The 23,582-nt window shown below is 63.6% G+C and carries 21 protein-coding genes and 1 tRNA gene; 14 read left to right on the top strand and 8 right to left on the bottom strand.

The window, feature by feature from the left end; translation table 11 throughout:
* Positions 1–369 precede the first annotated feature (369 nt).
* The 3 genes from AACH40_RS06715 to AACH40_RS06705 all read left to right on the top strand — a co-directional run bounded on the left by AACH40_RS06715 (position 370) and on the right by AACH40_RS06705 (position 3,332).
* Entirely contained in the window at positions 370–513 is a 144-nt protein-coding gene (locus AACH40_RS06715) for a hypothetical protein (protein WP_338644994.1), read from the top strand.
* Positions 510–737 (top strand): PspC domain-containing protein, encoded by a 228-nt coding sequence (locus tag AACH40_RS06710; protein ID WP_169494042.1) that lies wholly within the window; start codon positions 510–512, stop codon positions 735–737. The genes AACH40_RS06715 and AACH40_RS06710 overlap by 4 nt, the downstream gene beginning before the upstream one ends.
* A gap of 195 nt (positions 738–932) precedes the next feature.
* Positions 933–3,332: a DUF3772 domain-containing protein gene (locus AACH40_RS06705; protein WP_338644988.1), complete on the top strand. Its 2,400-nt coding sequence runs from the start codon at positions 933–935 to the stop codon at positions 3,330–3,332.
* On the opposite strand, the gene AACH40_RS06700 is transcribed toward AACH40_RS06705, so the two are convergent.
* The gene (locus tag AACH40_RS06700; protein ID WP_338644986.1) at positions 3,333–3,821 is read right to left on the bottom strand and encodes an META domain-containing protein; all 489 of its coding nucleotides are present in this window, start codon (positions 3,819–3,821) and stop codon (positions 3,333–3,335) included. It abuts the gene before it with no gap.
* Between the two features lie 191 nt (positions 3,822–4,012).
* On the opposite strand from AACH40_RS06700, the gene aqpZ reads away from it, so the two are divergent.
* The gene (aqpZ, locus tag AACH40_RS06695; protein WP_338645947.1) at positions 4,013–4,729 is read left to right on the top strand and encodes an aquaporin Z; all 717 of its coding nucleotides are present in this window, start codon (positions 4,013–4,015) and stop codon (positions 4,727–4,729) included.
* Between the two features lie 25 nt (positions 4,730–4,754).
* A complete protein-coding gene (locus AACH40_RS06690) occupies positions 4,755–6,791 on the top strand; it encodes a M13 family metallopeptidase (protein ID WP_338644984.1) in 2,037 nt (678 codons plus the stop codon).
* Between the two features lie 36 nt (positions 6,792–6,827).
* Here AACH40_RS06690 and AACH40_RS06685 read toward each other — a convergent pair whose 3' ends face one another.
* The gene (locus AACH40_RS06685; RefSeq protein WP_338644982.1) at positions 6,828–7,853 is read right to left on the bottom strand and encodes a L,D-transpeptidase; all 1,026 of its coding nucleotides are present in this window, start codon (positions 7,851–7,853) and stop codon (positions 6,828–6,830) included.
* A 21-nt stretch (positions 7,854–7,874) separates the two neighbouring features.
* Positions 7,875–8,669 (bottom strand): hypothetical protein, encoded by a 795-nt coding sequence (locus tag AACH40_RS06680; RefSeq protein WP_338644980.1) that lies wholly within the window; start codon positions 8,667–8,669, stop codon positions 7,875–7,877.
* Between the two features lie 390 nt (positions 8,670–9,059).
* On the opposite strand from AACH40_RS06680, the gene AACH40_RS06675 reads away from it, so the two are divergent.
* Positions 9,060–10,232 (top strand): AraC family transcriptional regulator, encoded by a 1,173-nt coding sequence (locus tag AACH40_RS06675; RefSeq protein ID WP_338644978.1) that lies wholly within the window; start codon positions 9,060–9,062, stop codon positions 10,230–10,232.
* A 3-nt stretch (positions 10,233–10,235) separates the two neighbouring features.
* On the opposite strand, the gene AACH40_RS06670 is transcribed toward AACH40_RS06675, so the two are convergent.
* Positions 10,236–11,060, bottom strand: a complete 825-nt coding sequence (locus AACH40_RS06670) for a queuosine precursor transporter (protein ID WP_338644976.1) — start codon at positions 11,058–11,060, stop codon at positions 10,236–10,238.
* Between the two features lie 68 nt (positions 11,061–11,128).
* Here AACH40_RS06670 and AACH40_RS06665 point away from each other — a divergent pair.
* Positions 11,129–11,205: transfer RNA gene (locus AACH40_RS06665), tRNA-Arg, on the top strand.
* Positions 11,206–11,450: 245 nt separating this feature from the next.
* Positions 11,451–12,524 (top strand): FAD-dependent monooxygenase, encoded by a 1,074-nt coding sequence (locus AACH40_RS06660; protein ID WP_338644973.1) that lies wholly within the window; start codon positions 11,451–11,453, stop codon positions 12,522–12,524.
* A 144-nt stretch (positions 12,525–12,668) separates the two neighbouring features.
* Here the strand turns inward: AACH40_RS06660 and AACH40_RS06655 are convergent, their stop codons facing one another.
* A complete protein-coding gene (locus AACH40_RS06655) occupies positions 12,669–13,673 on the bottom strand; it encodes a LysR family transcriptional regulator (RefSeq protein WP_338644971.1) in 1,005 nt (334 codons plus the stop codon).
* Between the two features lie 229 nt (positions 13,674–13,902).
* A complete protein-coding gene (locus tag AACH40_RS06650) occupies positions 13,903–16,365 on the bottom strand; it encodes a TonB-dependent receptor (protein ID WP_338644969.1) in 2,463 nt (820 codons plus the stop codon).
* 519 nt (positions 16,366–16,884) lie between these two features.
* On the opposite strand from AACH40_RS06650, the gene AACH40_RS06645 reads away from it, so the two are divergent.
* Positions 16,885–17,511, top strand: coding sequence for a LysE family translocator (locus AACH40_RS06645; protein ID WP_338644967.1), 627 nt, complete (start codon positions 16,885–16,887; stop codon positions 17,509–17,511).
* Here the strand turns inward: AACH40_RS06645 and AACH40_RS06640 are convergent.
* Positions 17,489–18,121 (bottom strand): TetR/AcrR family transcriptional regulator, encoded by a 633-nt coding sequence (locus AACH40_RS06640; RefSeq protein WP_338644965.1) that lies wholly within the window; start codon positions 18,119–18,121, stop codon positions 17,489–17,491. The genes AACH40_RS06645 and AACH40_RS06640 overlap by 23 nt on opposite strands.
* Positions 18,122–18,229: 108 nt before the next feature.
* Between AACH40_RS06640 and AACH40_RS06635 the strand changes: the two genes are divergently transcribed.
* Positions 18,230–19,504: a cytochrome P450 gene (locus AACH40_RS06635; protein WP_338644963.1), complete on the top strand. Its 1,275-nt coding sequence runs from the start codon at positions 18,230–18,232 to the stop codon at positions 19,502–19,504.
* A 13-nt stretch (positions 19,505–19,517) separates the two neighbouring features.
* Positions 19,518–19,697: a rubredoxin gene (locus AACH40_RS06630; protein WP_169492766.1), complete on the top strand. Its 180-nt coding sequence runs from the start codon at positions 19,518–19,520 to the stop codon at positions 19,695–19,697.
* Between the two features lie 54 nt (positions 19,698–19,751).
* Here AACH40_RS06630 and AACH40_RS06625 read toward each other — a convergent pair whose 3' ends face one another.
* Positions 19,752–20,900, bottom strand: a complete 1,149-nt coding sequence (locus AACH40_RS06625; protein ID WP_338644961.1) for a CoA transferase — start codon at positions 20,898–20,900, stop codon at positions 19,752–19,754.
* 208 nt (positions 20,901–21,108) lie between these two features.
* On the opposite strand from AACH40_RS06625, the gene AACH40_RS06620 reads away from it, so the two are divergent.
* The 3 genes from AACH40_RS06620 to AACH40_RS06610 all read left to right on the top strand — a co-directional run bounded on the left by AACH40_RS06620 (position 21,109) and on the right by AACH40_RS06610 (position 23,533).
* Entirely contained in the window at positions 21,109–21,384 is a 276-nt protein-coding gene (locus AACH40_RS06620; protein WP_169492764.1) for a hypothetical protein, read from the top strand.
* Between the two features lie 85 nt (positions 21,385–21,469).
* Positions 21,470–22,195: a response regulator transcription factor gene (locus AACH40_RS06615; protein WP_169492763.1), complete on the top strand. Its 726-nt coding sequence runs from the start codon at positions 21,470–21,472 to the stop codon at positions 22,193–22,195.
* 27 nt (positions 22,196–22,222) lie between these two features.
* Complete coding sequence (locus AACH40_RS06610) at positions 22,223–23,533, top strand: ATP-binding protein (RefSeq protein WP_338644956.1); 1,311 nt, start codon at positions 22,223–22,225, stop codon at positions 23,531–23,533.
* Positions 23,534–23,582 lie beyond the last annotated feature (49 nt).

Below are 23,582 nucleotides of genomic sequence, written 5' to 3'. Positions count from 1 at the left end.
GATGGCGAGATACGCCCATGCTTGCGAAATTGCAAGCGTGAAGACCCTGACTTCACGGCCAGATGTCGGGAGCCGCCGGATTTCTCCGGAAGCGACGAGGACCCGTACCCACGATCGTCGCCTGCCGAAAAGGGGGAACGGCCGGCTCCCTGCCCATCCACTGCCAGTCAGGGCATGGATCGGGTTTACCAAATGATCGGTGAATGACGCCAATATTTGGCATTCAACTGACGTTCACAAAAGTCGGAGCGTCCGCATTTTCCCTGTTTTCTGCGGCTTTCACGATTTGGCACGGCTTCTGCAATGCATTGTGCATCGGCGGTTCACCCACGGATCGCCCACCCAAATCAGTTGAAAAGGACCCAGACCATGACTGCCATCCGCTCTCTCTCCGCCCATGTCGCCACCGCCGCGGTCGCACTCGCGCTCTCACTGACGCTGATCAGCGGCACCGTATCCGTCCCCTCGGCAGTCGCGCCTGCTGCCGCCCATTCCATGGAGTACGTCGCATGACCGACCTGCGTTTCGAAGACTCGTCCGTTCGCCCCCTCGAAGCGCCGCGTCGCGGCTTCCGCCTCAACAAGCAGCGCGGCAAGCTGATGGGCGTGTCCGCCGGCATCGCCGACTATTTCGGGATCGACGTCACCCTCGTCCGCATTGCCTGGGTGATCGGCACGCTCGCCGGTTTCGGTTCGCTGCTGCTGGTCTATCTCGCCATTGGCCTGATCGCGGACTGAGCCTTCCATTAGCCGGCTTCCCCGCCGCGCGACACGCCGCCAGCCCAATCCCGGTTCATGGACGTGTCCGCGGCCCCGATTTTTCAATTGCCCCTTCGGCACTTGCGCTGCGGCTGTGGACGATCCGACGCTGATCGTTGCCTCTCCCGAAGCATCCAACGATGATTGCCTCGTCATCCCGGAGGGATCATCGTCGTGCCGACCGCTGCCATCGCCACGCGCATCCGTGTCATCACGGCCGTTCTTGCCGCAGTATTTGCGGCACTGATCCCGTTGAGTGCGCAGGCCTCTGCCGCCAAGGCCGTGGGGGAGACAACCTCCCCCCCGCCCGTTCCGGCAATCTCCGCGCGTCCAGCACCGCCAACCTACCTCGATCTGTGGTCTCGCCATGCGGTGCAGGCGCGGCAGGTTCTGCTAGCCACGCCTTCCTTGCCGGAAGACATCAAGCCGCTCGAGGCCATGCGCAAGGTTCTCGCCGCTGATCGGGAACAGGCCTTCCGCGCCGCGCAGACACCCAGCGTGGCACTGCGCATTCTTGAAGCCCAACTCGCCGCGCTGGGACCGACTCCCGGAAAGGATCAGACTGAGCCCGCGTGGGCTGCCGACAAGCGGGCCGAACTGGAAGCGCAGATCAAGATTGCCCGCGCGCCCATGCTCGAAGCGCAGGACGCCCAGGTTACGGCAGACGTTCTCATTGGCGAGATTGATCAGAGGATCACGCGCAAGACATCGACTGACCTGTTCGCCCGCGAGCCGACGCCTCTTTCGCCAGTCTCATGGTCCCGAACACCGGCAGAGCTCGCTTCTGCCTACGCCAGGCTTCGGCAGCAACTGAAGCCTTCGGACGGAACAACCGAGAGCCCCTCCACGCTCGGCTTGCTGCTGACCGCCATGCTCGCCACGGTCGGCCTCTATGTCGCGATTGCCGTCCAGCGCGCTTTCCGCGTGCGCCTCGGCGGTGCGCTTGTCCGCGCCCAGAGCCGTGGCGGCGCGATCCTGCTGACATTCCTGCTCGATGTCGGCACACTGATCATCCCGTCCGCCATCGTGCTGATCGTCGTGCTCGTGGTGATGACGCGCGTCCCCAAGGTCGATGCAGGCTATGCCATCATCAGCCTCGTCGCCACTGCGGGCGTGCTGCTCACTTTTGCGCTTTGGGTTGGGCGCAGCCTGTTCTCGCCAAGCACCGCCGAACAGCGCTTCATCGCAGTCAGCGACGCGGCGGCGCGCCGGGCGGTGCTTCTGGTGACGCTGCTCGGCCTCGCGCTGGTTGGGGAAATCGCCGTGGAAGCCGCGAGCCAGAATTACCCCTTCTCGCCTGCGGTAAAGGCGGTTCTCGCCTTCCCGGTGCTCGTGGGGAGCAGCATTCTGCTATGGCTTCTTGCCGAGATCCTCTCTCCTCTTGCCCGCGGAGATGGGGCCGGCGAGCTGCGCGCGATCGATGTCCGGCTTCACATCGCGTGGCTGATCCGCCTGATCGGCATCGGCGGGCTCGTGGCCGGCGCGGCCGGCTATGTCGAACTGGCACGCGAATTCCTGATGCCCACGCTGCTTACACTCGCCGTCATCGGGCTCGGATTACTGACCTTCTGGCGGCTGACGATGATCTCCAACGCCGTGATCGAACGGACCGGCACGGAGTCTCGCCATGGTATCCGCTTGCTGCCAGCGCTGTATGCCGTCGTGATCGCCGCCGTCAGCATTCCCGTGATCGCCATGGTCTGGGGCATCCGCGCAGCAACCATCGGCGACTTCTTCACGACCTTGCGCAATGGCGTGGCGATCGGAGCGTTCCGGATCTCGGCGGGCGACGTCTTGGTATTCTTTGCCGTTTTCGCCATCGGCTACGGCGTCACGAAGTGGATCCAACGGATCATCCAGTTGAGCTTGTTCCGAGCACTTGAGCTGGAACGCGGAGTCGAATCCGCGCTGCTGACGGTGATCGGATACGCCGGACTGCTGCTATCGCTGCTCGCCGCGATCGTCTCGGCGGGTCTCGACCTTTCCAGTCTCGCCATCGTCGCGGGCGCGCTTTCGGTAGGCGCGGGCCTGGGCCTGCAGGGTGTCGTCGCCAATTTCGTCAGCGGGATCATCCTGCTCGTCGAGCGCCCGGTCCGCGTCGGCGACTGGATCGAGGTTGGCGGATTTGCCGGCACGGTCGAGAAGATATCGGTGCGATCGACCCGCCTGCGCACGCTGGCGATGGACGACGTCATCATTCCCAATTCCGAAATCATCACCGGCGCGGTCCGCAACAGGACGCTGGCCGACCGCACCGGGCGCACCGATCTCGAAGTCGGCGTGGCATACGGCACCGACCTCGGCCGTGCCTTCGCTGCGATCACCGATGCGACACGCGCCGTGCCGGCGGTCGTGCTCGAGCCTCCACCGCTCGTCGTGCTGGACCGGTTTGACGATAGCGCGCTCGTGCTCAAGCTGCTGTGCGTGGTGGAAGACGTGGCCGCTGCACCGCTCGTGCGATCGCAACTGCGGATGGAGATCTATCGCCTCTTCGTGGAGAGGGGAATCACCATACCCTTCCCCCAGCGCGAAGTGATCCTGCGCAACGCATCCGAAGCCCCCTTTTCAGCCTGATCAGGGTACGCGCTTCCACACATAGATGCCGCCGTCTGCCATCAGCGAAAGCGACAGCGTGTCGCCAGCTACGCGATAACCGCGCACGTACTGCAGGTCACGCGCGATCTTGGTGTCTAGCGATCCCGGTGGACACATCGCCCGGGTCAATGCCGCTGGCCCGAACGTGACACTGCCCGCCCCGGGCTCACTCGCCGGCACGACCGTGTAGCTCGCCCCACCCCGGTTGCAGTCCAGCTTCAGCGCAGCGCGGCCGTCGGCGCCGAAGTCGATCTCGTACACCCGCTCGCCCACCTTGGACGTACCTTGCGCATCGTCCATCGATTGTACCTCGACCAACCGCCAGCTCGTCCCCGTCAGACCGCCGGGCGAAGCGGGAGCCGGCGCGATCGCCGTTGTCGGCGGCGGTACTGCATCGGCCGCACAGCCGCCGACGAGCCAGGCCCCCGACAGAACCGCAGCGAGTGCAAGCAAGCGATCATGTGTCATGACGTGTCCTTCCGCCTTCCAGGTGCACAGGCGTGTGCTCGGGAAAGGTCTGGTGTCAACCGGATCCGATCAAAGCCGTCCAGCGTGTCACGTGTTGCCCACGCTGTGACGCCATTTGCCCTATACTGGCACACGCCCGGCAGGACTACGCTCCACCGCGTATCTGGAGTGCGCGGTTTGGGGGGCAGATGATGGCGAAACGACTGATTGCGGAATTTCTTGGAACGGCCTGGCTGGTGCTTGGTGGCTGCGGCAGTGCCGTGCTTGCCGCGACCTTTCCCGAAGTCGGCATTGGCCTTGCGGGGGTCTCCCTGGCCTTTGGCCTTACAGTGCTCACCATGGCGTATGCGATCGGTCATGTCTCGGGATGCCACCTGAACCCCGCCGTCTCGGTGGGTCTCTGGGCCGGCGGCCGTTTCAGCGCATCCGATCTTCCTGGATACATCGCAGCGCAAGTGTCGGGTGCGATCTTCGGGGCCGGCGTGCTTTATGCGATCGCCAGCGGCACGCCGGATTTCAGCCTCGCCGGTGGCTTCGCCTCGAACGGCTTTGGCGAGCACTCGCCGGGCGGCTACTCGCAAGGCGCTGCCTTTGTCGCCGAAGTCGCGATGACATTCGCGTTCCTGTTCGTGATCATGGGTGCCACGCATGGCAGCGCCCCCAAGGGCTTTGCGCCGATCGCCATCGGCCTGTGCCTGACGCTGATCCACCTGGTCTCGATCCCGGTGACCAACACCTCGGTCAACCCTGCGCGCAGCACCGGCCCGGCGCTGTTCGTCGGTGGTTGGGCGCTGCAGCAGCTCTGGCTGTTCTGGGTTGCTCCGCTCATTGGCGGAGCCTTGGGCGGTGTCGCCTATCGCCTGCTGAGCCCCGATATGCCCACTCCCACGGAAGTCTCGGGGAATTGAGCGTCTGACCAACAGGACGACCGTCATGAAAATTCGTCACCTCCTAGCCACGGCATCCGCGGTCATGGCGCTCTGCGCGCCAGCCTTCGCTTCCGATGCCCCGCAGTTCGGGACCTGGGGGGTCGAGACGAAGAACTTCTCGACAACCATCCGCCCGGGCGACGATTTCTACGCCTACGTCAACGAGGGTTGGCTCAAAACCGCCGTCATTCCGCAAGGCTTGACGAGCTACGACGATCCGACCCGGATCTATCTTGCGAACGAGCAGCGCATCGGCGCCATCATCAACGACCTGCTTGCCGAAAAGCACGCTCGCAACTCGCCGGAGCAACAAATCGCGGACGCCTACCGCGCCTTCTCGGATCAGGCCCGACTTGACGCACTCGGCATGAAGCCGATCTTGCCGGACCTAGCGTTGCTGAACGAAGCGCGCACCCACGTGCAGTTGTTCCACCTGATGACCCAGCCTGGGCAAGGCGGCGTCGTGGTCGGTGGCGTATTGGCTGACCCTGCCAATCCGAAGAGCAATCTTGCAGCACTGCAGCAGGGTCCGCTGACGCTTCCCGCCCGTGACTACTACCTGGGTGACGGCGAACCATACGCGACGATGCGCAAGCTGCTGCGCGACTATATGGCTGCAACGTTCAAGCGGGGCGGATTCGACGATGCAGAAGGCCGCGCGAACCGGACGCTTGCCTTCGAGATCGAGGTGGCGCGCCGGCAGTGGCCGCTCGACCGGTTGCGTGACCAGGAGAAGATGTACCACCCGATGACTCTCGCCGAACTGGACCGGTATGCGCCGGGCGTCGGCTGGAAGTCCTTCCTGGCGGGCCTTGGCGGACTGGATGTTTCCCCGAAGATCAACGTCCGCACGGACAGCGCCATCAAGGACATTGTGGCGCTGACTTTGGCCACCCCTGTCGACACTGTGCGCGACTACATGCGCTTTTCACTGCTGGACGGTGCAGCGCCGTTGCTGAGCAGCGAGTGGCAAGAGGCGAACTTCGATTTTCACAGTCGCAAGCTTCTCGGGATCAAAGTGCGGCGCCCGGCGCTGCAACGCGCGATCGCCAGCACGAACGGGCTGGTCGGGGAGCAGATCGGCCGCATCTACGTCGCGCGCCATTTCCCCGAGAGCTATCGCGCCCAGGTTTCCGACATGATCGGCTACATGCGCTCGGCATTCCACGACCGCATCGCTGCGCTTCCATGGATGGACGACGCCACGCGCGCGGAGGCACAAGCCAAGCTTGCGAAAGTCAGCCAGCACATCGGCTTTCCCGAAAAGTGGCACGATTACTCCTCGATCGTCATCCGGCCCGATGACCTGTTCGGCAATGTCCGGCGCAAGGAAGCCTGGAGCCGTGACGACCAGCGTGCGCTGCTGCTCGAGGGACGTCGCGACTGGGAGTGGCCATATCATCCTCAGGAAGTGAACGCAGGCTACATGGCCTCGCTCAACTCGATCACATTCCCGGCAGGATTCCTGCAGCCACCCTATTTCGATCCCAAGGCTGATGCGGCCGTGAACTTCGGCGCGATCGCCGCGGTGATCGGTCATGAATTCGGTCACGGCTTCGACGATTCCGGAAGCCAGTCGGACGGCGACGGCCGTCTTCGCAACTGGTGGACCGACGCCAGCCGCACCGAATTCAACAAGCGCACGGCCGGCCTGATCGAACAGTACAACCAGTACGAGCCGGTGCCCGGCACCCACATCAACGGCAAGCAGAACCTTGGCGAGAACATCGGCGATCTGGGCGGGCTGTCGATCGCCTATGACGCCTATAGACGCTATGTCGCCGACAAGCTGGGCGGGCAGGACAAGGTGATCGACGGCCTCAACGGCGATAAGCGCTATTTCCTGTCGTGGGGACAAGTCTGGCGCAATGTCACCGTGCCCGAGGAACTGCGCCGCCAGGCTCTGTCGGACAATCACAGCGCCAACCCGTTCCGCGTCAACGGCGTCGTCCGCAACATCGACGCCTGGTACGATGCCTTCGGCGTCAAGCCGGGCGACAAGCTCTACCTGCCGCCCGATCAGCGCGTGAAGATCTGGTGATTACTTGGCGCCGTAGCCGCTGGAACCCTGCTCGCCTTACCTGTCGGCGGCCGATGCCAGTACAGTCATGTGCCTTCCGCTGTTGCTCTTGAGCACTGGTGCGTCCGTCACGAGGATCGATGCGCCCGGCTGGAGGTGTGACCGCACGCGTGAAAGGAACTCAGCCGGAATGTCGATCCGTTCAGCCAGCCACGGCTGCACCCGGTCACTCGCGCCCTGACCATGGCCGGGAACCCCCGCTACAGTCCACAGGTACTTGCCCTCAACGATGGCGCTGAACGTATATACGTGCGTTTCGTCGCTGACGTCGGGCATGGTAATGCGTGAACGACCTATCTCACGCCCGTTGCGCAATACGATTACGCGTTGGTCAGCGCGCGACACGATCAGTGACAGCGGTCCAGTCGGCGATTTCTGCGGTTCCCACCGCCATTGCTGCCCGCCTGCTAGCGGCAAATGCTCGGCCGGCTTTCCGAGATGATCAACATCGGACAGCACGCTCGCCTCGCTGGCCGTTGTTACCACGCCAGCACTTCCGCTGACGATTACCGTCCCACCCATCTGCGTCGTTCCAAACAACAACTTGGCGAACGCGATAGGCAGGTGAACGCAGCCGTGACTCTCTGGATAGCCGGGCAGTCCGCCCGCGTGGAGCGCCACTCCGTCCCAGGTCAGCCTTTGCTGGTAGTACATCGGCGCATTGTTGTACTTGCTCGATCTGTGATCCTTGTCCTTTTGCAGGATGGTGAAGACGCCTGTCGGCGTTGCGTAGCCTTTCTTGCCGGTCGAAACAGTCGAAACCGCAAACCGGACGCCATTGCGATAGACCGTGGCAATCTGGCGCGCGACGTCGACGTAGATCAGCACTGGCCCCGCCGGCGCTATGCTTTCAGCCCAGACCCACTCACCGGGACGAAGCGCGTCCGCATCGCGCGCGAACTCCACAGGAGAAGACGTCTGTCTGCCTTGCGCTTGTACAGTTGCAGGGGCGACCAGAAGCAACAGCGCACAGACCATCGGAAATGACCGACTGGCGCGGCGCGTCCCTTCTTCGTGCGACATAACGTCGGATCTTGACCGCTATCAGCGATCGCAAGTGCGCGGCGACGTATCCTCGATCGACCGTACTGTCTCGTAGCGCGCCCGCACGATGATGCACTGGCCGGAACGCTGACGCCAGAACGTGGCATAGCGCTCGTCGCGGTTGTACTTGTCATCGCGTACACGAAAGCCGCGGAATCCCAGTTCGCGCCACGCCTGGCCGGTGGAGCGGTTCACCAGATCGTTGACGTTGACCCACCCGCTGCCGTTGTTGTTCCACGAACCGCCATTGCCGCCCCAGTTGCCGCCGCCCGGCCGGTTGCTCTGGCGCCGGCCCTCGTTGTAGCCGTCCGAATAGCCCGAGTTGTTGTCGTAGTTGTCGTAGCGACGTCCGTCATAGCCATCGCGGTATCCCCGGTCGTAGGCCCGGCGATAGTTTTCGTCCTTGTCCTTGTGACCGCTGCCGGCGATCGCCAGGGCACCGATCAGCGCCGCCGCGCCAATGGCGATCGCAGCCGTCTTGCCGCCATCGCCCTTCTTCTTGCAGTCTTCGTGGTTGGTGACGGCCAGCGCCTCGTAGCGGCCGTCATAGGTCGTCACGACGATGCACTCGTTGGTGTTCTCGTTCCACCATGTGCCGTATTTGCGCGAACCGCTGGTGCTGGTGTGCACTTCCTTGAACCCCCGCCGGGTCATCTCCTGCTCGCCGCCCGCGGCCCTCGCTCCCACAAGGTCGCGCACCGATCCGGGCAGCCCAGCCTGGGCCTCGACCGGCATTGCCTGCACAGCCATCGCCACGGCGGCTGCAATACCCGTTGTAAGCTTGAAGGTGTGCATCGTCGCTGTCCCCTGTTACCGCCCGACATTGGCGTGCAAGCTGACAGTAGAGATGCCGACGCATCAGTCCATTTGACAAATGACGACCGAAAATGGGCAACACGCGCCAAATGAGGCAATGCGATAGCCTGGTCTGCAGCGCGTCATGGTGAACGGTCCGGCAGCAACTTTCCCCAAAAGACATGATCCGGCATTCCGGAACAACTTGGCTAAATGCGCCACACCATATACCCTTAACGCTCGGATGCAGTGGTTTTGCATCCGACAAAGCGGTCGCGACAAAACAAAGACGAATTTTCGCTCTGAATTATCTTTCTGGTTTTGCTGGATAATTTGAAGAGGCGCGCAGCGCTTCCTCGTTTGTCCAGCCAGATCCGGGGACTGCGACTGATGATGCCGCCATCGAACCATTCCATCGAGCCCGTGGCTGTGGCAACGGGCTTCTTTGAGCCGGCACCGGGTCCGGTCCCGGACGGAACCGCCCTCGTCGGCGCGGCCAGGGCGGCGGCGCTGCGTGGTCTGATTGCGCTGCAACGCGATCTGGACCGCCCCGTCCGCTCGGGCATGTTGCGCAGCTTCGCGCAGTGGCTCGGCTGGCCCGAATGGCTCTATCGCGGGACCGGCCTTGCCGGCCACCAGGGCGCGTTACCTGTGACGATCACGCTGTCGGACGACGTGCTGCTTCTTGCCAACATCATCGATGCCGGTCACCTGCCCGCACTGGCCGGCCGCCTCGCTGAAATGAGCTGGCCGGTCGTCTCCAGCGCTGACATGCTGTTGATGCTTGGCGCGCCAGACCTTGCCTCGACATTCGGGATCATGGCCGATGCCGCCTCCGCCGGCATCCCGCACGTTTGTTACTGCTATCGGACAGTCCCGCATGGGCGCGCGGCGTTCGAGGTGGATCACCCGGTCGAAATGGGTCCAGTGTCCGATGCCACCGCGCTTGTCGCGCTGATCGTCGCGGCCAAGCTGGCGCAGATCTACGCAGGTCCGCGAATGGTCGAAGCCTGCTTGCACCTACGCTCTTCACACACCGCAACCGTTGGGGTGATCGAGCGCAGCTTCGGATGCTCGGTTGTTACCGAGGCAGCGCAAGATCGCTTCGAATTTCCCGCATCCTGGGCCCAAATTCCCAACGCGCAGCACGATCCGGTCGAATGGAGTGCCATGCTGGCGGCGCACCGCGACCGGATGCAGCGGGCCAAGCAAATCGACGTCGTCGGCCGAATCCGCCAGATCGTGTGCGACCATCTCGCACGCGATCGCCGCGTCCCACGGCTGAAGGAAGTGGCAGGGCGGGAAGGCGTTTCCAACCGGACGATGGTGCGCATGCTCGCGAGCGCCAAAACGAGCTTCCACGCGATCGTGGATGAAGAACGCAAGCGGCTGACCGCCGACCTCATCCGGCGCGAAAGCCTCTCGCTCGCAGAGGTCGCTTCCGCCATCGGCTTTACCGACATGTCGACGTTCGGGCGCTCGTTCCGCGCGTGGTTCGGAACGCCCCCGGGCCGCTACCGCCGTTCGCTGATCGCGCCCGCGGACACGTCCAGAGCGGCCTGACGCTCAGCCCTCCTTGACAGTCGCGAAGGGGGAGAAATTGGTGTCGGTGTCGAACACGTCCACCCCTTCCCGCTTCTTGAGCGTGCCGACAACCACGTAGGTCACCGGGGTGAGAACCACTTCCCACAACACTTTCATCGCCCAGTTCGTCACCATCACCGTCAATACTGCCTGCGTGGTCCAGGTGCCCAGGAACGCGACCGGATAGAAGATCGCGCTGTCGACCGCCTGCCCGAACACCGTCGAGCCGATCGTGCGGGTCCACAGGTGCTTTCCATCGGTCCACACCTTCATTCGGGCAAGCACGAAGGAATTGACGAACTCGCCTGCCCAGAAGGCGAGGACCGAGGCGAGAACGATGCGCCACGTGCTGCCGAACACCGATTCATACGTCGTCTGGCAGATCGTGCCGGGCGATGTCTTGGCGACAAGTTCGGCGAACATCGGGTCCGCACTCGACGCGCAACCCCAGACCTGCGCGGGCGGCATGGCGACGACGACGAAGCTCATCATCGCCATGAACAGCAGCGCGAAGAAGCCAACCCAGACGCAACGACGCGCATGGGCATAGCCATACACTTCGGTCAGCACGTCGCCGAGAACGTAGGAGACAGGGAAGAACAGGATACCTGCGCCGAACGTGATCCCCTGAACACTCGCCAGCTTGGCCGCGCCGATCAGGTTCGACAGCAACAGGATGGCAACGAAGGCGGCCATCATCACGTCGAAGTAACGGAAATGGCGCCTTCCCCCCGCTGTGCCTCCGATGCGGGCAAGATGCGACGGGTCGGCGGGCGCGGCTGCTGGATCGTGAGGCGTCTGGGTCATGGCTCAGCTTGCTATCGCGGTTTGCACGGCGCGCAAAGCACGCTTATGGGAAGCCCGAACAAGGACGCGCGCCCTTAGCTCAGCTGGATAGAGCACCCGCCTTCTAAGCGGGTGGTCACAGGTTCGAATCCTGTAGGGCGCGCCAACCCCTGCCCGCGCAAGGCTGCAGCACCCGTCTCATCCGCACCCCGGCCCATGGCCATTTCCAACCCGCCCCGCACGGTGCGCAGCGAGCTTTCGCTGCGGTCGATACCTCACATTCGGAAAGACGCGTTTCTTATGGCGCGCAACTTGAAGCAATAGCGACAAGCAAAGCGCGTACTGCGCGAAAGATGGGGAAATCGGGTGAGCGCAAAGGCCTTTCTTGTCGTTGGTGGGGGCGTTGGCGGGATGTCGGCTGCCATCTCGCTGCGGATGCATGGCGTTGACGTCGATCTTATCGATATCGATCCCCAATGGCGTGCGCTGGGCGCGGGCATGACCATTACAGGTCCGACACTGCGTGCCTTCGATTCGCTCGGCGTATTGGATGCTGTCCGCGAAAAGGGCTACATTTCCGACCGCACCAAGTTCTTTTCCGCCGACGGCACCTTGCAGGGCGAGATGCTGCCGCCACCGATCGACAAGGATCTGCCGGTCGCCGGCGGCATCCTGCGTCCGGACCTGCACGGAATCCTCTCCAAGAAAGTAATGGAACTTGGCACCAATGTCCGGCTTGGCATCACGATCACCGATTTGTCGCAGGACGCTTCGGGAGTCACCGCCACCTTCAGCACGGGTGAAACCGGCCGCTATGACGCCGTGATCGGTGCCGACGGGTTCAATTCCGTGGTCCGAGGTTTCGTCCGTCCCGATGCACCCAGACCCCGTTTTACCGGGCAGGGTTGCTGGCGGCTTCTCGCGCCGCGCCCCGAGGCGGTCACCAGCCCGGAAATCTATTTCGGCTCGGACTACAAGGTCGGCGTGAATCCCTGCTCACCTGACCAGATGTATCTGTTCGCGAACGTGAAGATGCCCGGCAATCCCCATATTCCCGATGACGAGCTGCTGCCCCGGATGCGCGAATTGCTTGCTCCGCTCGCCGGCACGATCAGGACGGTGCACGACGGGCTGAGCGAAGATTCGGCCATCAACTATCGTCCGCTTGAAGCCTTGCTTGTGCCCCTGCCGTGGCACGCAGGCCGCATCGGCCTTATCGGCGATGCGGTTCACGCAACCACGCCGCACCTCGCCTCCGGGGCCGGCCTTTCGGTCGAAGACGGCCTGCTTATCGGCGAGATGCTTGCCGATGCCGAAGATGTGGAGTCCGCCCTCGCCGCATTCGGCGAACGTCGCTGGCAGCGGAGCAAGGTCGTCGTCGAAAACAGCGTCAAGATCGGCGATCTTGAACAGGCCGGCGGTAACGATGCGCGCGTCGCGCAGATCATGGGCGAAAGCATCGTCATCCTGGCGCGCCCGATCTGAACCTGTGGGATGACCGCTGAACGGGGCTTCAGCGGGACAGTCCAACTGGCTGGCCCACTCCCCTCCCCCGCTCAGGAATGACCTCTCACTAGCTTTCGATCATTGCATCGAGCGGCGGCGCACCATCACGTCGCCCTCCCCCCGTTACTCGCCGTGATCCTTCCGGAAGTCCGCATCTATCACCGTCCGATCCATCGAAAGGTGCCCTGCAATAGACACCACGTTGTTTGTCGCGCCACTATCGGAGGTTCCTGCAGCCACGAACCTTTCGACGATCCACTGCAAGCAGCGGTCGTTATTGTTCGTAATGTTCCACTGGATGCATTCGCGAATGGAGGGAATGTCGAACGGAATCTCGCGCGTGACGACGGGATGCGACCAGACGACGATCTCGGCCATTCGCCGGTGCATCGTGGCAACCCGCGTGGTGCCGACGATCAGCCCTGGCAACGACATGAAGGTCGGCGCGACGACTTCCACGCGCCGCTGCAGCTTCTGTCTGCGAACGAACCAGTCCTCGAAGGCCGGGACCCGCGACTTGCCGAACCGTGGGGTCACATGGCCGAGGCTGAAATAGACATCCCGCGTCATTTCACCTGCCAGCGCAGGATTGCCGCGATCGCCCACCACCACGAAATCGTCCTCGAACAGCACGCGGCTGGGGTGGTCAGGAGAAATCGCGTAGTCCAGCGTCAGCAAAAGATCGATGTAGCCGCGATCGATCGCTTCGCCCGGAGCATCGTTCATCGGCTGGATTTCGAAGCGAATGCCCGGTGCAACGCGCTCGAGTTCCGCCAGGACGCCGGCCAGCAGCACTTCGGTCGAATAGTCGGACGCCATGATCCGGATCACCCGATCCGCCGTCGCCGGATCGAACGGGGGTGCGACCGACACCGTCGTACGGATCTGCTCGAGCACGGCCCGCACCGGATCGATCAGCTGTTCGGCACGCGCTGTCAGGATCATGCTGCGGCCCTTCACGACGAGCAATTCGTCGCCGAAATATTCGCGCAGTCGTCCAAGCGCGCTCGATGTCGCTGATTGCGAGAGGCAGAGCCGCTCTGCCGCAAGGCTGACACTGCGCTCGGCCAGAAGCGCGTCGAGAGCGACGAGAAGGTTAAGGTCAAGCCTTCCGAAACGCATTGCCATCTCCGCAGCGCCTCAATCTCCCGCGGGCGCGTTGGAGGTGTAGTAGCAGGGAGTGCGTCATGCCCAAAATGTGCGCGGTTGACCGTCGCCGCTGCCAGATCCGTGAGGAACGCGGCGGCCGCCGAGCCGGCTTACAGAAAGTGGTGGCCACTTTCGAGCGGACCGCGATCGAGCCAGAGCCCGTCGAAGCCGTCTTTCCAGTGGCCCCCTTGTTCGTCCGGCCGGAACCTCAGAAGTTGCCCGAAAGGCGCAGACCGTAGGTCCGCGGCGCCGAGAAGTGCCCCACCGCAACGCCAAGCGGCGACGCCTGCGGTGCGAGATTACGGCGCTTGTTCTCGATGTTGCGCACGTAGCCGGTGAGCGACCATGCTCCACCCGGCTTGCGCAGGGTCAACGAAGCATCGGTCGTCCAGTATGCAGGGATCCGTTCGAAATCGAGGTATTCGAACGCCCCCCACTGGCTGTCGCGCCAGGCCGTATCCACGTTGGCGACCAGTTCAAGCGCATCGCTTAGCGGAACGACTTGTTCGGCGCCAAGATTGACCGTCCACTTCGGGCTGAACAGCAACGGATTGCCCGAGCAGTTGAAGTCTTTCACCGGCGCACCGCCGGCAACTGCCCCCGTTAGGGTGAACGGGCAGCCGAAGTTGTCACGCGGAGCAGCAGTGAACAGGTGCAGGTCGTCGTACTTGCTGTCGAGGTACTGGACCTTGGCGCTCAGCGTCGTCGTCGCCATCGGCTTGACCACCAGGTCGACGTCGAAGCCCTTGATCGTCGCCCTGCCCGCGTTTTCGTTCGAACTGATCAACGTGCCCGACGTGTCTACCGTGAAGTAGGTGATCTGCTGGTCGCGATACTTCCAGATGAAGCCTTCAAGGTTCAGCTGCACCCGGTTGTTGAAGAAGCGGTTCTTCGAGCCGATGGTGTAGGCGGTGATGAATTCGGGCTTGTAGGTGGTCTTGCTCTCGGTCATCTGCAGGCCGCCCGCGCGGTAGCCGGTTTCCACCGTGGCATAGAGCAGGTTGTCTGGTGTCACATCGTATTCGGCCGAAGCCTTCCACGTCACGCGCGAATAGCCTTGGGTATCGACCACCGGGTTATAGGTCTTGAGGATTGCACCCACGCCGTTGTTCAGCGGGAACACCTGATAGCCGGGCTGGTCTGTGCTGTTCGCGGCAATCCAGCCGTTGGAGACCAGCCAGTTGATGGTATCGCCCGTGGTCAGGAAGTTTGGGAAATGGGGCATGTTGCCCGGCACCGCGCACCCCGCGCCGAACGACGCCGGCGGGGTGAGCAAAGCGGGGGGCAGACCGCCGCAGAAGGTGATGAAGTTGTTGATCAGTCCATCGATCGACTTCTTGTCGTGCGTATATCGCGCACCACCGATCAGACGGAAGCTGTCGGTCACGTGGGCCGTCAGCTGGCCGAACGCGGCATAGCTTTCAGTCTTCTGCTTGTATGTCTGCAGCGGAAGGACGAATTCCTGGTTGTATTGGTTGAGCGCGTTGATCTTCTCGTTGTAGTAGAATGCGCCCAGCACGTAGTCGAACATGCCAGCGCTGCCGGAGAGACGCGCTTCGAGGCTGGCTTGCTTGGCCTTTTCATTGGTGTTGGCGATGTTGAACGCAGGACCGTAGAAGAAGCTGTGGTCTACGCTCTCGCGATAAGCCGGGATCACGGTCACCTTGCCCAGCGACGTCTTCCAGTTGATTTCTGCGTTCACGCCCCAGTACGTGCTGTCCTGGCTCTGATCGCGGTTCATCGCCGAAAGGAAGCCAAACGCCGGAGCGCCGAGGTTCTGCTGGCGAAAGGCATTCGCAGTCGGGGTGTTGAAGCCCTCGCTCGAATCCAGGCCCGAAGGCACGAATGTGTAGCCAGATGCCCCGGGGATGAAGCCGCCGATGTAGGTGCCGCCGGCGCCCCGTCCGCCCAGATGGGTATAATCGGCGCCAACGCGGATCGAAAGATCGCTCGAGGGCTCGACCAGGAACTGCGCACGAAGCGAACCGCGCTTGACGTCGTCGGTACCATCGCGGTTGTAGCCGTCACGGGTCGAATAGGCGGCGCCAAGACGCAGGGCGCTGTTTTCGCTGACGCCAAGGTTCACGTGCGCATCGGCGTCAACCGCGTCGTAGTTGCCGAACGCGACATTGAAGCCCATCGCATTCTTGCCGATTTCGGGGCGCGCCGGAATGATGTTCACCGCACCGCCCGTGGCGTTGCGTCCGTACAGGATGCCCTGCGGCCCCTTGAGCACTTCGACGCGCGACAGATCGTAAAAGGCCGCGCCAAGAAGACCGCCGCCGCGACCCAGCACGACACCATCGTAGCTGGGCGTCACGGCAGGATCGTTGTAGCTGCTGGTGGTGATGTTGCCGACGCCGCGGATGAAGATCGAAGCGACGTTGCCGCCCGGCAGCGGGATCGAAAGCGATGGCACCGCCTTGGTCATTTCGCCGGCATTGGCTATGCCGCGTTCGAGCAGATCGCTGCCCTTCACCGCGTCGATCGCAAGGCCGGCCTTCTGCAGCGATTCCTCGCGACGCTGCGCGGTGACGATGATTTCGCCGATGCCGCTATCGGCCGTGGCAGATGCTTCAGGACCGGCAGCAGGCTGGGCCTGCGCCTGTGCGGCATGAGCCGACACGGATGACATGATAAGAGCGGTCGATGCCAGTAGCATGGTGCGCATGATTTTCCTCCCCAGGTAAAAAGCGCGTTTGTCTTGTTCTCGTGTCGTTAGGGTCGGCCAGCGAGAATATCCCGCCGAAAAAATAGATGACGTGATATCCACGAATCAAATTCGTGGGGGCCCACGAGCACCGCGATCATGGATCCAAATCGGCACCCTGCCACGGTGTTGGACCCGTCATCTCCACGACATGGATAACTCCAGCGGCGCGTTTCCCAGTCCACCAAGTTGACGAAGTTGACAGTGTCCTGGCGTAAAACTTCAGGCATTGTGCAGGCCATCGCGCCGACGCCTTCGCGTCACATCAAGCATCTGGTTTTGATATTTTTTTCTGCCATCATCGACCGCAATCTAGGCCGCGTCGTTGATGTAGGAAAGCGCATGGTATCCTTGCATACGCAAGGTTCGTGTCAACTTGCCTGTGGCATGCTTCGAACAAGGGCGTTGGCGGCAACCTGTTGTCGCCGATAACCTCTCAACAACCGCATTCCGGACCCATCATTAGCGAGACGGATTGCCATGACTACGTTGCAAGCCCTGCTCGCGTTCGTCGCCGCAGCGTCCCTGCTGACGGTTACGCCCGGCGTCGATACTGCCATGGTCCTGCGCGCAGCGACGGCTGCAGGGCCGCGCCCGGCAGCTTTCGCCGCGGTCGGAATCGGGCTTGGCTGCCTTGTCTGGGGTGCGGCGGTGTCGGTCGGCCTGGGCGCCTTGCTTGCAACGTCGAAAATGGCCTTCACGGCGGTGAAGTGGGCGGGCGCGGTCTACCTGTTCTATCTCGGCGCGCGGCTCGTACTGCATCCGCGTTCGACGTTCGACGCCGTGCTGCCCAGCTCGACAGTTAAGAACGAATCTGCCCGCTTGCTGCGGCAGGGCCTGCTGACCAACCTGATGAACCCCAAAGTCGGTGTATTCTACGTGACTTTCCTGCCGCAGTTCATTCCGCCCGGAGCGAGCGTGGCGGCCTTTTCCTTCCTGCTCGCCATGATCCATGTGCTTCTGGGTGCGATCTGGTTCGCCATCCTGATCGCAGCAACCGCGCCCGCCGGGCGGCTGCTGCGACGGCCAACGGTGATCCGGGCGCTCGACCGGGTGACCGGCGGCGTTTTCATCGCGTTCGGAGTCAGGCTGGCGCTGGCGAAATAGGCGTTGCCGGCTGCGGAAGGCCCGCAAAGCCGCGCACAAACGCACGCATCGCGTCGAGCGGCATGGCCGGATCGAGCTGGTGCTGGATGGCAACGCCCAGCTGGAAGCAGCCGAGCGCCAGCGCAGCGGTTTCGGGGTCGATGTTCGCCCTGAGCGTGCCGTCCGCCATGCCTTCCCGGATCAGGCCGACGAGCAGTTGCTTCACCTTTTCATGCTGCTCAAGGAAATAGCGTGCCTGAGGCAAGAGGTTGCCGAGCGCGCCGGCGAGAAGCACGAAATAGGCACGGGTGAGACGATCCTCTTCCAGCCGCAGCATGAACACATCGACGAAATCGAGCATCTTTTCGCGACCCGAACGCGCGGTTTCGAGGCGCTCGCGATATATCTCCTCGAGCTGGTTGCCGAGGAATTCGATCATCGCCGCGACCAGCCCGTCCTTCGAGCCGAAGCGCAGCGTGACGAGGCCGCGGCTATAACCCGCCCGTTCGCTGATGCGGTCGAATGTAGCGCCGGTGTAGCCGTGTTCGAGCACGACCTCTGCCGCGGCGACGAGCAGGCCCTGCTCGGATTGCTGGCGGCGTTCCGCCTGGGTCTTTCGCACTTTCGTCATGGTCAGGAGGCCAAATGGCAGAAAATTTGACCGCGGACAATTTGCAACTTGCTGGACGGCCATATAGTATCTTAATTGCGACAAGCCAGAAGCCGGGAGTGGATAACCGTGACCATCAAGACCGAGATTGCCCAGACGATCGTCGATCCGCGCGCCTATGCGGACCGCGACCGGCTCGATGCCGCCTTTACCGAGTTGCGACACAATGCGCCGTTCGACATTGCCGAGCCCGAGGGCTTCGACCCGTTCTGGGTTGCGAGCCGCCATGCCGACGTGCTCGAGATCGAGCGCCGCGCCGACGTGTTCCACAACGCCGCCCGTTCGGCGACGTTGACCGACAAGGCCGGCGATGCCTTCGTCCAGTTCGTCACCGGTGGCGAGCGCAACCTGATCCGCTCACTGGTGCAGGTGGACGGACAGGAGCACAAGGACCTGCGTGCCCTTACCTTCCCCGCCTTCACGCCCAAGGCGCTGAAAGTGCTGGAAGAGCAGATCCGCGAGATCGCACGCGAATTCGTTGCCGACATGCTGGCCAAGGGGCCGGAAGTCGACTTCGCTTCGGAAGTGGCGTTCCTGTACCCCTTGCGCGTGGTGATGCGCGTGCTGGGCGTGCCGCAAGAGGACGAGCCGTTCATGCTCAAGCTGACGCAGGAGCTGTTCGGGCCGAACGATCCGGACATGAACCGCGAGAAGAAGGAAGTGCCGCCCGAGCAGGTGATGCAACTGATGCAGCAGACCATGCTGGACCTGGAAGGCTACTTCGGCGAGGTGACCAAGAAGTTCCGCGCCAACCCCGAAGCGTGCATCAACAGCCTGATCGCCAATGCCAAGATCGGCGACGATTACCTCACCCATCGGCAGATGATGGGTTATTACATCATCGCCGCGACCGCCGGGCACGACACTACCGCCAACACCACCGCTGCGGCGATGTGGGCGCTGGCCGAGAATCCCGATGTGCTGGCCAAGTTGAAGGCCGAACCTTCGGCGATGCAGGGCTTCATCGAGGAAACGATCCGGTGGGCATCGCCGGTCAAGCACTTCATGCGCACCGCGATCGTCGATGCCGAAGTGGGCGGAAAGCCGGTGAAGGCGGGCGACTGGATCATGCTGTCCTACCACAGCGCCAATCGCGACGAGGACGTGTTCGAGGCTCCGTTCGAGTTCCGCATCGACCGGCCGATCCACAAGCACGTGGCGTTCGGATCGGGCCCGCACGTGTGCCTTGGCCAACACCTGGCGCGCATGGAAATGCGCATCCTGTGGGAAGAGCTGCTGCCGAAGATCGACACGGTGGCGCTGGCCGGCACCCCGAAGCTGACGCAATCGAGCTTCGTCAGCGGGCCGAAGTCGGTGCCGATCCGCTTCACGCTGGCCAACTGACGGGAGCGGCGCGATGTCGGATCGGCCGTTCCGTAAGTTCCGCTGCCGCTACTGCGCCTTCGTCTATGACGAAGAGCTGGGGCTGCCCGAAGATGGCATAGCGCCCGGCACGCGGTGGGAGGATATTCCCGACGACTTCTATTGCCCGCAATGCGGCGTGGGCAAGGAAGACTACGACATGGAAGAGATCTGAGGCCTGAGATCCGAGGCTGGAGGGCCGGGGCGACGCTCCGGCCCTCTCCTTCTATCAGCCCTTCCCCAGTAACGCGTCGTTGTGTTCGCCGATGGTGGGCGCGGGACCGGGTTCGTCCAGACCGACCGAGAAGCTGACCGGCGCGCGGGTGCGCAGGTATTCACCTTCGGTGGGATGCTGGCGATGCTGGAAGAAATCGACCGCCTGCAGGTGCGGATCGTCGACGAGGTCCTCAAAGTCGCGGATCGGCATGGCCGGGATCTGATTCTCGGCGAAGATGCGGCACCATTCCTGGGTTGTCTTCGCAGGGGTGCGCCTGGCGATTTCGGCATAGAAGGCGGTCATGTTCTGCATGCGCGAAAGCGGATCGGCGAAGCGGGGCTCCTCGATCAGTTCCGGCGCGCCGAGCAGTTCCGCCAGCAGGCCGATCGACTGGTCGGTGTAGGGCACGATCGAAATCCAGCCGTCGGCGGTGGGAAACGGCTGGCGTTCGGCATCGATCTGGCGCGGGTAGCCGGCGGGATAGGGCTGCGGCACGAACGTCTTGCCGTAGAGATGTTCGAGCATCATGAAATGGCTGAACGCTTCGAACATGGGCACTTCGACGAACTGGCCGTCACCGGTGCGCAGGCGGTGGACGATCGCCGCCAGCGTCGCATAGGCGGCGTGGAGACCGGCGACCTTGTCGGCAATGAGCGAAGGGATGTAACGCGGGCGCGGGTTGCCATCGGCGCGCGGCAGCAGGCCGACGGTGCCGGTCGCGGCCTGGATAACGTCATCGTAGGCCTGCAGATCTCGGTAAGGGCCGCCCGAACCAAAGCCGACGCAGTGGACGTAGACGATGTCGGGCTTGATCGCCTTGACTGCTTCATACCCGAAGCCGAGCCGCTCAACCGCCTTGCCGCGGACATTGTGGATGAACACGTCAGCGGTTGCGAGCAGCCGGGTGAGGCCAGCCTTGCCGTCCTCGGTCTTGAGATCGAGGGCGACCGACTGCTTGCCCTTGTTGAGGTTCATGTGACACGCGCCCATCCCGCGAGTCTTGACCGGCATGCCGGCGTAGCGGAACTGGTCCCCGGTCGGGCCTTCGACCTTGATCACCTCTGCGCCGAGATCAGCGAGCGTGAGCGTGGCGTAAGGGCCGAACACCACCGAGGTCAGATCGACGACGCGCATCCCTTCGAGCATCCTTGGACCAGTCATGCGCATCTCCCTTTTCCGCTACGTCTGCTTGGCTTAATCGAGCGGTTAAACGTCCGCCATCGCAGTGGCAAGCCCGTTCGAACGGGGCGGCCGCGTAAAACCGGCGGCAATCGACCGCAGGAAATACTTTGTCACGGCTTAGAGGAGCGCCGGAAAAGCTGGACACATTAGCTGGTCGTCATCGCAATCCCTGCGGTGGAGATTTCCGATGCTGCTTTCGACCCTCGCTCTCGCTTTCGCCGCTCCGGTGTCGCCGGCCGGCGCTGCCCTTGCCTGTAACCCCAGCGGCCCGCGCCCGCAGCACTGCGGCAGCGCGCTCGCCGTGTTCGACAAGCCGGGTGCCGGCACAAAGACCGCCGAAGCCACCCCGCGCAAGTTCTGCCATCCCGATCCGAGCAAGAACCGCGGCTGCACACGCCCCGATCCCCATGCCGAAGCGCTCGCTCTGCGCAAGGCGGCGGTGACCAAGGAAGAGGTCCGCTGATCCGACATGGCGCAGGGGCGTGGTTGAAAGCGCCCCTGCCCACCCCTAAACACCTCTCTCGACAACCACTGCCCATCGGAGCCGCATGACCGCCCCTTCCATTGTCCTTGTCGAAGACGACGGCCCCCTGCGTACGCTGACGGCGCGGGCGCTGCGCGAACACGGCTATGCCGTGCGTACCGCCGCGACCGGGGCCGAAATGTGGGTGGCGCTCGAAGCCGAGCCCGCCGATCTGGTGGTGCTCGACATCATGCTGCCCGGCACCAGCGGGATCGAGCTGTTCCGTCGGCTACGCCGACAGAGCGACGTACCGATCATCTTCGTTTCGGCGCGCGGCAGCGAAGAAGACCGCGTGCTGGGCCTCGAGCTTGGCGCGGACGACTACCTGCCCAAGCCGTTCAGCTCGCGCGAGCTGCTCGCCCGTATCGGCGCGGTGTTGCGCCGGACGGAAAGCACGGGCGAGGACAGCTCGGGCAGCACCGGCGGCCGGCGCGGCGGCGAAGTGCGCTTCGACGGCTGGACGCTGTCGCTGGCACGGCGCGAGCTGCATTCGCCATCGGGCGCTATGGTCGACCTGACGGGCGCCGAATTCGACCTGCTGGCCACGTTCGTGGGCCAGCCGCAGCGGGTACTTGGCCGCGAGCGCCTGATCGAACTTTCGCGCACGCGGCTGGGCGACAGTTCGGACCGCAGCGTGGACGTGCTGGTCAGCCGCCTGCGTCGCAAGCTCGCCTCGGCCGGGGGCAATGCCCCGATCGTGACGGTGCGGGGGGTCGGCTACATGCTGCGGGCCGAAGTCGAGCGCGACTGAGCCGCGCAAATCCGCTACAGACACGGAGTGAACCTGTTGCGACGCTTCGGTCTGCCCGAACGGCTGCTTGCGATCCTGCTGCTGGTCGCGCTCATCGACTTTGCCGCCAACACCCTGCTGTTCGACCGCGCCAGCGCCTTCGCCCTGCGCCAGGACGATGCCGCGCGCATCGCCGAAACGCTGGTCGTGGCGAGCCGCGCAATCGAGCGTACGCCGGTGAAGGACCGGCCTGGCGTTGCGCAGGCGTTGAGCTCGCCGCGCTTCGTGATGGCCTGGACTCCGAACGGCAGCCGGGCGAGCGGGTCGCTCGCGCTGTCGACGCTGCGCGCACAAGTGGTCGAGCATTCGCCCGAACTTGCGCCATCCGACCTCCAGCTCTCGCTCAAGTCGCTGCCCGGCGGCGGTAACGTCTCGGGCACGATGATCCTGCCCGACCGCACCGTGCTGCGCTTCGAGACCAGCGCCAGCGGTGCGTGGACGCTGAACCTTGGCCGGATCGCGTCGTACCTGCTGCCCACGGTGGTGCTGGCAGTGCTCGCCTGGGCGCTGTTCCACTTCACGCTGCGGCCGCTCGAACGGCTGGTCGAGGCTTCTCGCCTTGTCGGTTCGGGCCAACCCCGCCCGTTGGAGGAAGCGGGGCCCGAGGAAGTGCGCCAGCTGATCCGGGCGTTCAACCAGATGCAGCAGCGCATTCACCGTTCGCTGCAGACCCGCACGCAATCGATGCTGGCGATCGGCCATGACTTGCGCACGCCGCTTTCGCGGTTGCAGCTGCGGCTAGAAAATGCGTCGCTAAGTCCTGCGACGCTGGCCGAGATGGACGGCGACATTTCCGAGATGCGCCACTTGCTGGCAAGCCTGCAAGCCTTCGTGGAAAGTGGCGGCACCAACATTCCCGCCGAACGCATCGACCTTGCGGCGATGGCGGCGACCCTGGTCGACAGCGCACAGGACGAAGGCAAGGACGCGACCTACGATGGGGAGGATCGGCTCGAGATCATGGCCCGCTCCGTGTCGATCCGGCGCGCGCTGTCCAACCTGATCGAAAACGCGATCCATTATGGCGAGCGCGCACGCGTGTCCGTCCGGCGCGAAGGACGCGATGCGGTGATTCTGATCGAGGACGACGGCCCGGGCATCCCCGACGGCCGGCTGGACGATGTGCTCCAGCCGTTCGTGCGGCTCGATAACGCGCGCCAACGCGACACGCCGGGCATGGGGCTTGGCCTGCCCATCGTGCGCCGCGCTGTGAAGCTGGAGCGCGGGTCGCTGCACTTGCTCAATCGCGATGGCGGCGGGCTGACAGCGGTGATCCGCCTGCCCGGCGCGGTGGTCTGAAGCCTTCGGGAAACAGCCGAAACACTTCGTTACGCGGGGGCCCGAAAGC

Origin of the sequence: Novosphingobium olei, from assembly GCF_037076535.1 — a bacterium.
In the GTDB taxonomy this organism is placed as follows: Bacteria; Pseudomonadota; Alphaproteobacteria; order Sphingomonadales; family Sphingomonadaceae; genus Novosphingobium; species Novosphingobium olei.
This window is presented reverse-complemented; position numbering and strand designations above follow the sequence as displayed.